Source organism: Streptomyces sp. NPDC002867 (genome assembly GCF_053591895.1).
This window is the reverse complement of the sequence record NZ_JBSFUR010000006.1, coordinates 65,999-80,072: the sequence shown is the minus strand read 5'-3', so window position 1 is coordinate 80,072 and position 14,074 is coordinate 65,999. Positions and strand designations below refer to the sequence as shown.

Sequence of the window (14,074 nt, the reverse complement as noted above, 5' to 3'; positions counted from 1 at the left end):
AGAGTACTTTCCCATGCATCTCCCCACGGCTGAGAGTGTCAGCGAACTGCCAGGAGGTCGGGTCGCAGGGGGCCACTACGAATCTGGTTGCGCTACACCCGGCTCTTGGAGGTCCATCGTCGCAACGTGCTACGCGCTTCGACTCTGCTGCCTCAACGCACCCGTGTCGTGGCGACGGGCCGCCACCACGGTCAAGACCCGCGGCAGCAACGGATGGGGGTCCCGCGGTGATTGCGCGGTGCCGGGCGACGAGTCAGCCTCTCGCTCTCCCCTTCCGCAGTAGACCAACGCAATGAGGGGCGAGAAGTGCCCATATCTCTTCTAGGCGATTACTCGCTCAGCCGGGCACCGTCCTGGGTGGGCAGTCCAGCTGCCCACCCAGCAGCGCGAGACCCCGTCTATCCCTGTTCCGGGGAGATCAGCGTTTGGAGAAAGGCCTGAGTGATCGAATCCGTTGAGTAGAAGCGCGTGCCTCGACTGCCCCTGGTAGCCAGCACACGGTAGGTGTTGAGCGCGTACCGCAGGTAGAGGTGCGGTGGGAGGCCACGTAGCTGGGAGTCGTGGCTTTCCTCAGGACGGGCAATCCACTGCTCGCCTCGCCGGACGAGGTCCCCGCCCATGATGACGGCGTTGTAGGCGTACTCCATGCCCTGGGCTGTGTAGATGCAGCCGACCTGGTCGTGGCCTCCCGTGTCGGTGGCCCAGAAGGGCCGTGCTGGCACGTCAGGGTGGTCGAATGCGGGTTCATCGGCGCGAGAGTTCCATGGGCGTGCCCAGGTACGTGGCCCCTCCGGCCCGTCCCAAGTGATCGCCACTTCCGGCAGCAGGGGAGGAGTCGGTGGGGAGTCCCACGGCCAACAGAAGCCGGCCGTCACCCGGGCGGTCCGGCCGCCGCGGATGTGTTCGGCAAGCCACTGTTCGAGCTGCCCAGGGTCTGCTGCGACTGCCAGGTCGTAGTCGCTGCCCTCCCAGGCCAAGGCGGCGCCTTCCGGCCGGAAGAGGTGATCGACCCACTGCTGGTAGGCGCGTGAGCCGTTGCAGCGGAACTGGCTGACCAGGTCGATGTGGGCGAAGGAAAATCCGCTGCGCTGTGCGTGCTGTTGGAGCTGCTTGAGAGTGAGGCCTTCGGTCGGTCGCACGATCTGCCGCTCGTCGAGGAACAACACCGTCACGGCAGCCTGCTCGATAAGTTTCCCCAGGATCACCGGGAACGCGCCATGTTGGTGTTCGGGATAGGTGCGGGCGCGGTGGGCCTCGTCTAGGACGACCACGCTGTCGCTGGTGATCTGGGCCGGGACCTTGTTGAGGAACGTGACGATCAGGCCTCGGAAGTCTTCACCGACCGTTCTGCGCAGTTGTCGCGTGAGCGTCCCGGACGGGGACAGCAGACGTGGGTTGCCGTTGGGTTGTTTACACAGGTCGCCCAGCAGCCGGCAGGCAATGACGGTCTTGCCGGTGCCCGGCCCGCCGGTCACGACGATGATGCTCTTGGTTCCTCGCCCGCGTGCAGCCTCCACGGCGTGCAGGGCTTCCTGCCGGGCCAGATCCTGGTCGCCGAGGAGGGTGAAGGCATCACGGCCCTGGATGACTTCTCCGGCGCGCTGCAGGAGCGCCGGTGAGGGGCGGTGCTCGATCTGGAGGAAGCGTTCGACATCGTCCCGGCCGATGGCGCTCAGCTCGGCGCAACCGAGCCGTTGGGCCAGGGCTTGAGGGGACGGCTGCGGGATGAGATCGTCACGCCCCAGCATCGGGTAGGCGCCGGCCGGGCCGCGAGCGGCCGGCGCGCGAAGGTCGGCGACCAGCTCGGCGGGAGCATCGTGGAGCACGACGGTGCCACGGACGGTCAGCGGGAAACTGTCGCGGTGCACCCACTGCTGCAGGTAGTGCACGTAGCCGCCGACCTGGCGGGCCGGGTGTTGCACGACCCGCTCTCCGACGCGGGTCATCCCGGGCCGGGCAGGGCTGAGTTGAGCCTGTGTCCACTGCTTCAGCTCGACCGCGACGGCGCACAGGCCCCCGTCGGCGTCTCTGCCGAGGAGGAGAGCGTCGATGCGTTCTCCCGTGGCGGGCAGGGCATACTCCAGCAGCAGGTGCACGTCGTCCAGCCCGGCAGAGCGAAGGATTGCGACGAGGGCCGGCCAGCTGCGACGCCAGCTGTGCACCTCCTCCGCGCTAGGCGCAACACCGAACACCTTCGTGAAGCGTCGTTCGGCCGCCGCGATGAACGCCTCGTCACCCACACTTTGCGCCGCCTCGGCCACCGTGGCCTCATAGAGATGCATACGCGATCTATATCAACCCCAACTGACAACCGTGGTACGGGCTTTGCCGGTGCGAGCGGTGTCGGTGGCGTCTGATACAGCTGTTGCCATGACGCTGCCGTCCCTGCAACAAGTCCTGGCCCGGTTCGCCGCCGAACGCGACTGGGAACAGTTCCACACCCCGAAGAACCTCGCGATGGCGCTGGCCGGTGAGAGCGGAGAGCTGCTGGAGATCTTCCAGTGGTTGACGCCCGAGGAGTCCGCTGCGGTGATGAACGAGCCCGGCCGTGCCGCGCGGGTGCGGGAGGAGATGGCGGACGTGCTTGCCTACCTACTCAGGATGGCGAGCGTTCTCGATCTGGACCTGGAGCAGGCGCTGCTTGAGAAGATCGAAACCAACCGGCGCAAGTATCCCGCCGACCTCGCGCGGGGGCGAGCAGACAAGTACACACACCTGGGGGATGAGTAGGCAGATGCGTATCGTCATGCAGCCGGCAGGTCTGGCACGCAAGGTCGTCAACCGACACTTCCAAGACACGATCGTCACCCCAGTGGTCTTCGACGACCACGCGGACCTGCTTGAGCCTGAGGTGACGGCAGAACTCAAGCGGCTCTTCCCCGAGGGTGCCGCGCCGATGTGGGGCGTCGTGCCCGGCAAGAAGAACGTCAATGTCGCCAGGATCCGCAAGATGCAGCCCGGCGACTGGGTCTTCTTCACCGGCGACAAGAAGGTCTACTTCGGCGGCACGGTCGCGCTCATGTGGCGCAACCGGGACCTGGCCGAGCGTCTGTGGGAGGTCGACGACGACGGCAGCACCTGGGAATACATGTACGCCTTGTCCGGCACCCGTGGCTTCGACATTCCCATGGACGAGGTCCGGGAGCTCCTCGGTTGGAAGTCCAACCGCAACGTCATGGGCATCATCGTGCTCAGCGACAGTGAGAGCGATACCCTTCAGTCGCTCCTGACCTTGGACCCGGCCAACGCGGCAACCACTCCCCTCGGCCCTCAAGCTGAGCAGGCTGCCGTCGAGGCATTCGACGGGGAGTTGGAACGCAAGGCCCAGCGGGCCCAACGAGGGGAACAGGCCGCCCTGAAACGGCGCCTCCTGCCCGGCACCACTAGCGAGTGCGCGCTGTGCGGACGGGAACTGCCCGGCACCTTTCTCGTCGGCGCCCACATCAAGAAGCGCTCGATGTGCACCGACGCCGAGAAGCGCGATCTAGTCAACATCGCCATGCTCGCCTGCACCTTCGGCTGCGACGCCCTGTATGAACACGGCTACGTCACCGTTACCCCCGGTGGCAGCATCCAGGTCAGCCCTCTCGCCCATGACATCCCGGAGGTCGCCGCATACATCCAGGAAAGGCTCGCCTCACGAACTGTCACCTGGTGGACCGAGAGCCGTGAGCCTTACTACGACTGGCACCGCACCCACACTTTTAAAGCCAGTCCACCGATTTAATGTGCTGTTACTCCAATGGAGTTTGGGGATATAGAGGCCGACCTTGTAGGTAGTTGGCTAACATCATACTCGGTATGCACCCCTCTCCTGGTGCAATCAGGCACACACGGAACTTCTCTCTGAGGCAACCGGAGATCCAGTTTGCGCTTCGCTGAATACTTCAGGATCCAACGAACCGATGACGATGACTGGTTCGATGTAGATCTCGAGACAGATTCACCATACTTTCTCGATCCCTACTTGATACTTGGAGACGACGACCTAGCCTGGGCAGAGGCCAGGCGGCGCCTGAATAGCTTCTACAAAGAGGTCTATCACGCGCTGGCATCGATTGATGCCAGCGTCGCAAATCCTAAGACCCCCGAAATTCTAAAACTGTCGGAGCCTCGAGAATTCCGGTTGGGAGTGGGCAAGAGCTCCCATAGAGGACTCGCGATGGGGACGGCCAATCCACTGGGAAGGATGAAACTTCCTTTGTCACGAATGGAAGGTCCATGGGACGTTGGCGTGACACGGTCCTTCCTTCGCCGAATCGCCTCTTTCGATCGCATTAGTGATATTTCTTGCATCGCCCTGAAAGAACCTCTGATTCGGTACACGCAGGACGTGGCTCAGCGCCACAGTATCCCCATCAAGGAGGTCAAAATCGCCAACCTCCACTGGGACTCCGCCACAAAGCGATGGCGGGCCGGAATTGTTCGACTTCCTGTTGACACTACGGGCTGCTCCATCATTCTCATACCGGAAAAGTTTATATCTGGCAGGTCGGCTGAAACAGATAGAGATTTCAGGGAGTCCGAATTTGTAGAATTCTTGACTCTACTACTCGAAAGGTCAGGAGTCGGACGCGTGAATTCTGAAGTTCGACTCTCTCCTGATGCCGTAATAGACATCGCGGTAACAACGAGCCAGGCGCTACACATTATTGAGTGTAAGAAGCGAGTGCCTCAAACGTCTTCCCGATTGGAGGAGGCCGTGGGGCAAATTCGGAGATATTCTTCCGTTGCCAATAAAGGCCAGTATCAAGGATTGGAGCAGAGACTGATCCTTGCTACCCCGGGAAGGCTGGCAGAAACCCACCGCAGCTATCTGTCCACTCACGGTATCTCTCTGTGGGACGGCTCGTGGATTTATCAACGCGCCTCAGTGGTTGGACTGCAAGAAGAGGCGATAAAATACGTAGGATACTTCGATCCACACAGCGATTCGGACGCATTTACGTTCGAGGAGAGACTACTGGCCCTCCAGCCAGGCAAGGAGAATTGGGCTTCCTATCAACGACTTTGTCAGGAAATCTTTGAGTATCTCTTTTGCCCGCCACTTCGTACTCCGATCAGAGAAAGCCGAACCGAGAACGGCGTTAACCGCAGAGATTTCATCCTGCCAAACTATTCTCACGATGGCCATTGGGATTTCCTAAGGAGGGAGTACCGCGCGGACTACATCGTGGTCGATCCCAAGAACTATACGGGAAAGGTGGGAAAGGAGCGAGTTCTGCAAGTGGCAAACTATTTGCAGAGCCACGGGACAGGTCTTTTCGCGATCATCGTCTCTCGCTGCGGTCCAGATAGGGCGGCACTCCTTACAATCCGTGAGCAATGGATCCTGCATGACAAAATGATCCTCGTGCTGCAGGATTCCGACCTTCTTCAAATGCTGACAGACAAAGCGTTCGGCAACAATCCCGTAGAGCTTATTCGCCAGAAGATTGAGGACTTCAGACTCGCCATCTAAGAGTCGGGCTTCAATATACTCGTAGCCCACAACTCGGCGTACGTACCCGGCGACAAAGGTGCAAGGGATGGCTGCCACACTGAGGGAAAAGTCGAGCCGAACGGTCAGATAAGAGGCTCTGGAAGGTCAGCAGAAGGTGGCTTTAGCCGGCCGGAAGCCTTCCGTGTTCAGTACGGATGCGACACATCACTAACCGCATGAGGCGCTCCACTCTGCCTGCACAGCCTCGCGCACGGCTCGACTTCATTAGGAGCCGGTGGTCGTGGTGCACTTGAACCGAGGTTCCTTCACCGGTCGCTATGCCTTTGACGCCGACGGCTTGTTGTCACTGCGCGCGTCAATGAGAACCACAGCAGGGTCCCTTTCGAGGTCAAGTTCGCGGAGGATCCTTTTGGCGCGAAGCTCGTCTTCTTCCGTGTAGCAGATGATCACTTTCACTGACTTGTGAGTGTTGTTGGCCTTCTGGTAGATCTCCACCTGGTTCTGCAGGTTTCGCTTTAGGCTACTACTCTTTGCCAACTTGAACTCAATTAGAGACTTATCTCCTGACCCAAAACTGACCTTAAAGTCAACAGGCCCCCTACCATTATTAGGTTCGCGATTCACGTCAAAATCTGTCTTGCACCAGATCAATCCGAAGAATAGCTGGACCTCCGTCTCCTTAGAGAAGGGTTGTCCGGCGCGATTGATTACTTGGTACCCATCCTGGTGCTCTACGTAGTGCTTGAAAGCACCTACCCGCTCGAGCGCCTCGTCGAAGCTCGTCCACGGCTTCTCATAGAAGTCAGTCTTGCTCTCGATGTCAGGGATAGCCTTCTTGACCTGATTGACCAGCACATCTCTGGCGTCCAGCGCTTTAGCCAAGCTCAAGGGGGCAGCACGGACACCTTCGTCCTCCTTATTCCTGATGTAGAGATCGATCAACTCAGGGAACTGATTAATTACCTTCTGGGCAGCCACGGCACGATCTCTTGCAGTTGGCTTTTTGCCGAGGAGAGACCTGAAATAGTTGTTAATCTGCCCACGCACTTCCGGATCACTAACCGACTGTGGTAGATAGTCGAAACGACTGATCATTTCTGCGTGGCTGATCCACGTGTCATCCCGAGTCAGCAAGTCAAGAGGAGTGAGCAGAATAAAATCACCCCGCAATTCCGGCAGATAGTATCGCCGAGTCTCCCATGACTCCGTATTGTAATTGAATGCAGCACGTTGGACTGAGAAGTGCCGACACTGATCAAGCCTCATGTATCGGTGTGCAAACTCCTGCGTGTATGTCAGGAGGTAATGCTTGATCAGGTTGGTCGTGAAGTCACTGATGCAGTCACGGCCCACCTTTCCAGTAACCAGCGTGAGCTTCTCCAAGTGTGTGCCCTTGGTTACTGTCTCATCGCCGAAGTTCGACAGAATCTTACCCAAGGCGCTATGCAGGGAAGCCGCAAATTCTTTACCGAGGGCACGCCCCTCGTTGCCAAACAAGGTGAATCCGAGCCAGTTCTGCTTAACCTCTTTGAACTGATACCAGTTCTTGATGAGTCCGGGTTCGAGGTCACTCGTAGCTCTATCCCTAAGGAAGCGAAGGTAAATAATGATCTGTTCATGTAGAGCCTGATACTCCTCCTTGTCACTATTAAACAAAAGGAAGGGGTCAATAAAGAGTGGCATGTCCGAGACGACGCTGATGTCGAACGCCCCGTATCCTTCAATGACTTTGGGGTCGATTTCAAAGTAATCAGAGAAGAACAGGTTTGTAGATGCGGAAGAAGTGGCGTTCACGACAAGATCCCCCTCCATATAGAGGAGAGCATCATACGGGGCGCGAGGGCGCGATGGGAGTGGGCTGACGCGAGCAACAGACTCGGGAAAAAGTGTCCTGCACAGCGTTCGAATAGTGGTGCACACATGTCGCTCGGTGTCTGTCAGTGGACAGTGCCACGATCACGCTCGGCCGGACACGCCAAGGTAGGGCGTGCCACTCACGCGACGGTACCGATGGGATACGGCGACCATTCGGCACCCCGGGCCGCTCCTCGGCTGGTCGGTATCTGCACTCATCAGGATGGATCGCGCGTGGTATGCGGTAGAGATCAGCCGCGGAGCTGTCGCAGCAGGGAAAAGACGCAGTTCAGACCTCATTTCTGGATCCGTCTAGGCATGCCCTCCGGAGCCATTGCCGATCTCCGGAACGCCGCCTTCCGGTGAATGCGCGGTGGCGTCGATCGAAGCGTCTGCCTCATGCGGTACTCCGCCGCAGTTCACAGCCTTGATCCTTCAGAAGGAGATCACTCTCTTCTAAGCGCTTGGCCGCAGGTTCGAGTCCTGCCGGGGGCGCATATAGCCTCTCACCTGCGGAAACGCGTGAGGGGCTTTTTCGTGTCCAGATGCACATCGCTCTACGAGCAGGCGCCTTCGCCTATCCGCAATCGCGGGTATCGGTGTAGCACCGGGTAGCACACCTTCGGTATCGTGGACAGCATGACAGCGCAGCCGGAGATCACTCAGCGCGATCTGCGCACCCGCTCCAAAGAGATCATGGACGCCGTCCAGGGAGGACAGGCGTTCACCGTCACCCGCGACGGGCATCGTGTCGGCGAGCTGATCCCGCTCCGCCGCCGTCGCCGCTTCGTTCCCCGCGCCGAGTTCGCGGCCATGTCACGTACCGCCCCTGACATCTCGCTGAACGCCTTCCGCGACGACCAGGACACCGTCGTCGAGCAGGAGTTGGACGACCCGTATGCCCGTTGAGCACAAGCAAGGCCTGCTCGACACCAACATCATGATCCTGCGCAAGTGGATCGACGCCGACGAGCTACCTGCCGAGATGGCCATCAGCTCCATCACCCTCGCGGAACTCTCCGCAGGCCCCCACCAGGTGCGCGGCGGCGAGCAGAGCGACTACGACGAACACGCCGAGCGGGCCCGCCGCATGGACGTCCTGCAGCGCGCCGAAAACGAATTCGACCCCATCCCCTTCGACGTGGAGGCGGCCCGCATCTACGGCAGAATCTGCGCCGCCGTCGTCTCCGCTGGCCGCAAGCCCCGTCGCCGTGTGGCCGACCTGATGATCGCCGCCGTCGCGGCCGCCGAGGGACTCCCCCTGTTCACCACCAATCCCGGCGACTTCAAGGGCCTCGACGACTTGATCACCATCGTGCCCGTCACCCGGCCCGAGATCCTGCACGACCGGTAGTACCCGTCCGCCCCGCCCTGCGCCGGAGGCCAAGGTGGTTCCACTCCCGGTCGCGGACACCACCGCCCGTCACCGACTCACGTCACGCGAGACCTCGATCTGCACGGAGACGGCGCCCGGAGCCTCGGTGCCGGCACGCGCTCAGGCAGGTGTGTCGCAGGCCGTACACCCGCTTGCCGAGCGGCGAGGCGACGTCAGCCGAGCTCACCGAGGCCCCGGAGGCCGACGTAGCCCGCGAGGTGCTCCAGGCCCTGGCCGGCCCCGCTCGTCTCAGCGACCTCTACACCTGACGCGGATCTGCCCCCAGGATGGCCGGGTCCTCGGTCCGGAGTCGAAACTCTGCGGTTACGCCCAAGCTCTTTCGAGCGGCGAGGTAGAACACGTCACGCTTCTCCTGAAACTGCCTGAAGGCCTGCGTCCAGTCCTCCGGCGTTCCCGAGCGCTGATCACGAGCGAACTGCTCCAGGACCCAAGCGTGGCGCTGCAGCGCCCTGGCCGCCGAGATGGTTTCAGCATCTCCCATGAGGAGGACAGCCTCGAACGCGTACATCGTCAGGCCGGCTTCCTGCACGAGTGGCTGAGGGAGATCAGACAGCCCTTTGCCTGCCGCCGTCGTAAGCGCCCTGCCGAAGAGGTGAATCTCTTGATCGCGTCGGCGTACCGGAGATAGGACTCCAGGCGACGTTCATCCCATCACGTCGAGAGTTGGCGACGCCAGCGCGACCTTTCCATGAGGGCTCCGCCCACGTACGACGCCGCCGCGCCGACGAGCACGCCTATCAACGTGAACCGTTGTCCCGACATGGCCCCCCTGTCGATCAGTTCGCTCCAGGGAAGACCCTACTGTCAGCATTGATCGGCCCGGCAACGGCGGGGCAGTGCCCCAGCACGTCCCCTCCTCGGCAGATCTGCCGTGTCCGTCGCGTGCCCGATCCGACGGAGACCGCCGCCGGCGCGCCCTGATCGCACAAATACCCGGACCCCGCCACCCCGACACGGTTATCAGCTAGACCTGGCGACGACCTGCCCGACGACGGAGAGGCGCTGCTCGCACTCCGGGCAGGTCGCCTCGCCGAAGGCGTAAGTCAGGGCGCGCGCGACGTCCTCGTGGCCGTCGGCCAGGGCAAGGCCGTAGAGACGGCGGCCGACACCTTCCAGGGCGCGGGGGTCGGCCGGATGAAGAGGGTAGGTTTCGACGTCGTCGGAGAGGGCGTTGTCTTCCGCCGCACTGAAGAAGCCCCGCTCTCCGGTGATCACCCACAGCGACGCGCACCCGTCGGGATCGGGGCACTCGAGTTCGTATTCCTCGTTGACGACGCCCCAGATCAAGTCCTGTGCCCAGTGGATGTCACCCTCCAGGTTCAGGACCGCCTCAAGCAGTTGGCAGTAGTCATTCCGGTCGGCGGTGACCTGCCGCCACCGGTGTGCGGCGGCCAGCAGGCGTGCGACCTCCGGCGCATGCCGGTCGCGCAGTTCCCGGGTTTCGTACCGCTGATCCGCCTGGACGAGAAGTGCGCCGGCCAGGAACAGGGCCGAAGCTGCCGTGTCGGCATGGTCGCCCTCCGCCATGTCGGTCAGCGTGTGCAGCACCAATGGATTGGCAACATCCAGGGAACCGTTGTGGTAAAGCTCGGTCCAAAGGTCGTTCCAGGCCTGACTGTCCCGCCCCTTGGCGGCACGTTCCAGCAGGGTCCTCAGGCGGTCGGAATCGGCGTCATCCGCGCGGGTAAGAGGAGAACTCGTCGTCATCGCGGCATCCAAGCAGATCGCCGCAAGCGCACTCTCGTGGACCCGTCGATTGCTGTGGATGTGTGCCGGTCGGCATGTCTGGTGGGGCTGGGCCGCCGGCCAAGCGAGCCATAGCCGCGACCGACATGGTCGACGCCGGCGCCAAGGCCGCGCCACCTCCGTCCTGCTCGGCGGCGTGACGCTCGCGTGCGTCGCCGCCGTGCCCGCCGGGGCGCTGCTCACCAACTGTGGGGCTGGCGCTCGGCTTTCTGGGCCATCGCCCTCGTCTCCGTGCCCGCCGTCGTGGCCGTTCGCCCGCTCGGTGCCGGCCGGCCCGGCAGGCGGCGCTCCGCGTGTGCGCGGCGAACTGCGGCCTGCGCAGCGCGCGGCTTGCCGTGACCTCGCCGCGAGGCGCTGGTGAACGGCGCCGCCTTCTGCACGTTCACCTATCTCGCCCCGCTGGTCACCGACGTCGCCGGGCTGGACGCGGTGTGGGTGCCCGCGGTACTCGCGCTGTTCGGCATCGGGTCGTTCGCCGGTGTGACCGTCGCCGGACGGCCGGCCGCCACCCGGCCGCGCCTGGTCCTGGTGCCCGGTGGAGCGGCGCTGCTCGCCGGCTGGGCCGTCCTCGCACTGGGCGGCGCCTGCGCGACCGCCGCCTGCAACGTGGGCGCGGCGCTCGGACCTTCGCTCGGGGGTCCGCGATCGGGGCCGGCTTCGGCTACCGCTCACCCCTGTGGGTGAGCGCCCTGCTGGTGGCCGCGGCGTTGGTCACCGCGCTCACCGCCACGGGTGTGGCGACGGGCGGCCGACGGCCGGCGTCAGCGGTGGCCGCCCTGGGGCACGTCCGACCAGCCCAGCGGATACAGCTCCGCCTCGCGGCCCCCGACGGCGGGTTCCGCGCCCGCCTCGGTGAACGCCCCCAGTGCATCGACAAGTGCCGCTCGCTGCTCCGGGTCGAGCCGGGACACGATCGCGGCGATCTCCTCGCGGCGGCGGCCGGTGACGTCCTCGACGATGCGCCGGCCGTCGTCCGTCAGCCGCAGAACGGTCTCGCGGCGGTTGTCTGGGTTGACCTGCCGGTCCGCCAGACCGGCGGCGATCAGCCGGTCCATCATCCGCAGCGCGGTCGACGGGTTCACCCCGAGCCGCTCGGCCAGGACGACCAGCTTCGCGGGCCCCTCCGTGGACAGTACGACCAGGAGCCGGAACTGGGGCAGCGTGACCCGGTCCTCCACGGCGGCCAGCGAGCGGGCGGAGACCGCGACGAGGAGCCTGGACGCGGTGAGCACCGCGCGGGTCACGGCGTCGACGTCGTCCATGTCCCCTGCGGACCGCGCTGGTTGGTTCATGCCATCTTTCTACCGCGCGGTCCCGGCCGCGGCATCGCCGGTCCCCGGTCAGGCGCGCGACGCGGACTCCGGGCCGGCCGGCTTCCGCTGCGTCGGGCCCGATGGCTAGGGGAGTGCGGCGCACACCAGCAGGACGAAGGCCGCCAGCGTCAGGAGCGTGCGGATCAGGTGCAGCCGGTTCCACCGGCTCTCGAAAGCCGCGCGGACCCGGCTGTCGGACCCGGGCGGGGTGGCGTTCTCGGATGCGGCGAGCGCGTTGTTGAGGGGGATGTTGCCGGCGACGGTGACGAGGTGGTTGAGGACGGCGCAGACGAGCCCGGCGACGATCAGCCACCGTTCGGTGGCGGTGCGGCCCTCGACGGGGACGGCGAGCGCGGCGGCCGGGAAGGCGACGATCGCGACGAAGACGAGGAGGAAGACCGCCCGCGGCACGGTCTCGTTGACGCGGCGCATCGCGGCCACGAACTGATCGTCGGACAACCGGGCGAAGCCGGGCATGATGCCGGTCAGGAAGATGAGCATGAAGCCCGCGTACAGACCGGTGGAGATGACGGCGAGGGCGAGCAGGAGGGTCGGCATGGGCCACATCATGGCGCGGCGGGGTGGGCGGTGCAGCCGAGTTGACGCTCCCGCGCCCCTCGCGGCCCCGCCGCCCCTCCCCTCGGTCCTCCAGGCGCTCCGCCGTCAGTCCTTCAGGCGCACGGCCCGGCGGATCGCGTCCGCCAGGTCACGCACGGCCGTGTCCTCCGTCGAGTCCGCCAGTGCCCGGGCGTGATCGCGCAGTCGGGCAAGACCGGGTGAGCCCGGCACGGAGCCGTCGCGCAGTTCGTCGGCGAAGTACGCCGCCACGGCCGTCACCTGCAGCCACTTGGACGCCGTGTCCCACAGCGCCCCGTCGATCGCGCCGGTCTCCACCGAGCCCGACCGCTCGTGCGGCGCCCGCGTCGCGGGGTCGAGCCAGCGCACGGTCGCCGTGGCGACATGGCCGCTCACGCCCTCCCGGAGGCGTACGGCGTACAGCGCGGTCACCGTGTGGCCGGGGCCGACCTCGCCGCCGTCGACGCGGTCGTCGCGGAAGTCCTCGTCCGCGACGGCCCGGTTCTCGTAGCCGATGAGCCGGAACTGCTTGACGGTCTGCGGGTCGAAGGCGACCTGGGCCTTGGCGTCGCGGGCGCGCAGCTCCACGTGCGCGGGCAGCTGGTCGACGAAGACCTTCCTCGCCTCCTCCTCGTCGGAGACGTACGTCGTGTGCCCGTCGCCCTTGTCGGCGAGGCGTTCCATCAGCGCGTCGCCGTAGTCGCTGCCGACGCCGACGCCGAAGAGGGTTATGCCGTGCTCGCGGCGGGCGTCGTCGATGCGGTCGAGGATCGCGTCGGCCTCCGTCCGCCCGGTGTTGGCGAGCGCGTCGGAGAGCAGCACGACCCGGTTCGTGGCGCCCTTCCTGCGGCCTTCGACGGCCTCCTCGTAGCCCGTGGTGACCCCGGCCTCCACGTTGGTCGAGTCGGTGGGCTCCAGGTCGTCGACGATGTCGTGGATCCGGTCGCGGTTGCCGTCCAGCCGCGTCATGGGCAGCCGGGTCTCCGCCTCGTCGCTGAAGGTGACGACGGCGATCGAGTCGTCGTCGCGCAGCTGGTCGGTGAGGGTGCCGAGCGACTTCTTGACGAGGTCCAGGCGGCCGGGCTCGGACATCGAGCCGGAGATGTCGATGACGAACGTGAGCGCGGCGGGCGGCCGTTCGCTCGTGCGCGCGGGCGCGGCCGTGGACAGTCCCACGCGGACCAGCGACCAGTCCTCGCCGCCGCCGTCCCCGTGCACCTCTCCCTCCGGGGCCTGCGGCCGCGCGCCGTCGACGGTGACGGAGAAACCGTTGCCCTCGGGGCGTTCGTAGTCCTGGCGGAAGCTGTTGACGAACTCCTCGGGCCGCACCTCGTGCGCCTGCGGCAGCCGCCCCTCCTTCAGCGTGCGGCGGGCGTAGCCGTAGGAGGCGGTGTCGACGTCGAGGGCGAAGGTGGACAGGTAGTCCGCGGGCGGTGCGGACTCGCGCACCTTGTCGGCCTCCCCTTCGGCGGCCCCCTCGCCCGGCGCGCCCCCGCCGCCGTCGGGGACGGCCGGGGCGGGCAGCGCGCGGTCCGGCTTGCGGCTGTCGGCCTGGTCGGTGGCGATGTTCTCGGAGCCGGAGCAGGCCGACGTCAGCAGCATGCCGCCGGCCAGCGCGGCGGCCACCGCCGTCCTGGCCGCCCGTCCGCCCCTTCTCCCCCATGAACTGAACGTCATCCGGTTCTCCCCCTCGCATCGAACGGCACTTGTGAATGTGACGTCCGAGACCGCCGGAAGGAGCAGACG

At 64.6% G+C, this 14,074-nt stretch carries 13 protein-coding genes; 6 read left to right on the top strand and 7 right to left on the bottom strand.

Annotation, left to right across the window (positions count from 1 at the left end):
- Positions 1 to 398: 398 nt before the first annotated feature.
- The gene (locus tag ACWD0A_RS07860) at positions 399 to 2,282 is read right to left on the bottom strand and encodes a DNA/RNA helicase domain-containing protein (RefSeq protein ID WP_451295678.1); all 1,884 of its coding nucleotides are present in this window, start codon (positions 2,280 to 2,282) and stop codon (positions 399 to 401) included.
- Between the two features lie 88 nt (positions 2,283 to 2,370).
- Here ACWD0A_RS07860 and ACWD0A_RS07855 point away from each other — a divergent pair, with 88 nt between their 5' ends.
- The 3 genes from ACWD0A_RS07855 (at position 2,371) to ACWD0A_RS07845 (ending at position 5,461) form a co-directional block, all read left to right on the top strand.
- Positions 2,371 to 2,730 carry a nucleotide pyrophosphohydrolase gene (locus ACWD0A_RS07855; RefSeq protein ID WP_451295676.1) on the top strand — a complete coding sequence of 120 codons (360 nt, stop codon included), beginning with the start codon at positions 2,371 to 2,373 and terminating at the stop codon, positions 2,728 to 2,730.
- A 4-nt stretch (positions 2,731 to 2,734) separates the two neighbouring features.
- Positions 2,735 to 3,727: a hypothetical protein gene (locus ACWD0A_RS07850; RefSeq protein ID WP_451295674.1), complete on the top strand. Its 993-nt coding sequence runs from the start codon at positions 2,735 to 2,737 to the stop codon at positions 3,725 to 3,727.
- Between the two features lie 141 nt (positions 3,728 to 3,868).
- Positions 3,869 to 5,461, top strand: a complete 1,593-nt coding sequence (locus ACWD0A_RS07845) for a hypothetical protein (RefSeq protein WP_451295672.1) — start codon at positions 3,869 to 3,871, stop codon at positions 5,459 to 5,461.
- A 297-nt stretch (positions 5,462 to 5,758) separates the two neighbouring features.
- Here ACWD0A_RS07845 and ACWD0A_RS07840 read toward each other — a convergent pair whose 3' ends face one another.
- A complete protein-coding gene (locus ACWD0A_RS07840; RefSeq protein ID WP_451295670.1) occupies positions 5,759 to 7,237 on the bottom strand; it encodes a hypothetical protein in 1,479 nt (492 codons plus the stop codon).
- Positions 7,238 to 7,936: 699 nt separating this feature from the next.
- Here ACWD0A_RS07840 and ACWD0A_RS07835 point away from each other — a divergent pair.
- A complete protein-coding gene (locus ACWD0A_RS07835; RefSeq protein ID WP_451295668.1) occupies positions 7,937 to 8,206 on the top strand; it encodes a type II toxin-antitoxin system Phd/YefM family antitoxin in 270 nt (89 codons plus the stop codon).
- On the top strand, positions 8,196 to 8,651 hold the full coding sequence (locus ACWD0A_RS07830) for a PIN domain-containing protein (RefSeq protein WP_451295666.1): 456 nt from the start codon (positions 8,196 to 8,198) through the stop codon (positions 8,649 to 8,651). The genes ACWD0A_RS07835 and ACWD0A_RS07830 overlap by 11 nt, the downstream gene beginning before the upstream one ends.
- Positions 8,652 to 8,931: 280 nt before the next feature.
- Here the strand turns inward: ACWD0A_RS07830 and ACWD0A_RS07825 are convergent, their stop codons facing one another.
- Both ACWD0A_RS07825 and ACWD0A_RS07820 read right to left on the bottom strand, forming a co-directional pair.
- Positions 8,932 to 9,201, bottom strand: a complete 270-nt coding sequence (locus ACWD0A_RS07825) for a hypothetical protein (RefSeq protein WP_451295664.1) — start codon at positions 9,199 to 9,201, stop codon at positions 8,932 to 8,934.
- Positions 9,202 to 9,653: 452 nt separating this feature from the next.
- Positions 9,654 to 10,400: a hypothetical protein gene (locus ACWD0A_RS07820; RefSeq protein WP_451295662.1), complete on the bottom strand. Its 747-nt coding sequence runs from the start codon at positions 10,398 to 10,400 to the stop codon at positions 9,654 to 9,656.
- A gap of 396 nt (positions 10,401 to 10,796) precedes the next feature.
- On the opposite strand from ACWD0A_RS07820, the gene ACWD0A_RS07815 reads away from it, so the two are divergent.
- On the top strand, positions 10,797 to 11,123 hold the full coding sequence (locus ACWD0A_RS07815) for a hypothetical protein (RefSeq protein ID WP_451295660.1): 327 nt from the start codon (positions 10,797 to 10,799) through the stop codon (positions 11,121 to 11,123).
- Positions 11,124 to 11,200: 77 nt separating this feature from the next.
- Here ACWD0A_RS07815 and ACWD0A_RS07810 read toward each other — a convergent pair whose 3' ends face one another.
- From ACWD0A_RS07810 to ACWD0A_RS07800, 3 genes are all read right to left on the bottom strand, one after another.
- Positions 11,201 to 11,731 (bottom strand): MarR family winged helix-turn-helix transcriptional regulator, encoded by a 531-nt coding sequence (locus ACWD0A_RS07810; RefSeq protein ID WP_451295658.1) that lies wholly within the window; start codon positions 11,729 to 11,731, stop codon positions 11,201 to 11,203.
- Positions 11,732 to 11,836: 105 nt separating this feature from the next.
- Positions 11,837 to 12,310: an anthrone oxygenase family protein gene (locus ACWD0A_RS07805; RefSeq protein ID WP_451295656.1), complete on the bottom strand. Its 474-nt coding sequence runs from the start codon at positions 12,308 to 12,310 to the stop codon at positions 11,837 to 11,839.
- Between the two features lie 105 nt (positions 12,311 to 12,415).
- The gene (locus tag ACWD0A_RS07800) at positions 12,416 to 14,005 is read right to left on the bottom strand and encodes a vWA domain-containing protein (RefSeq protein WP_451295654.1); all 1,590 of its coding nucleotides are present in this window, start codon (positions 14,003 to 14,005) and stop codon (positions 12,416 to 12,418) included.
- Between the last annotated feature and the right edge of the window lie 69 nt (positions 14,006 to 14,074).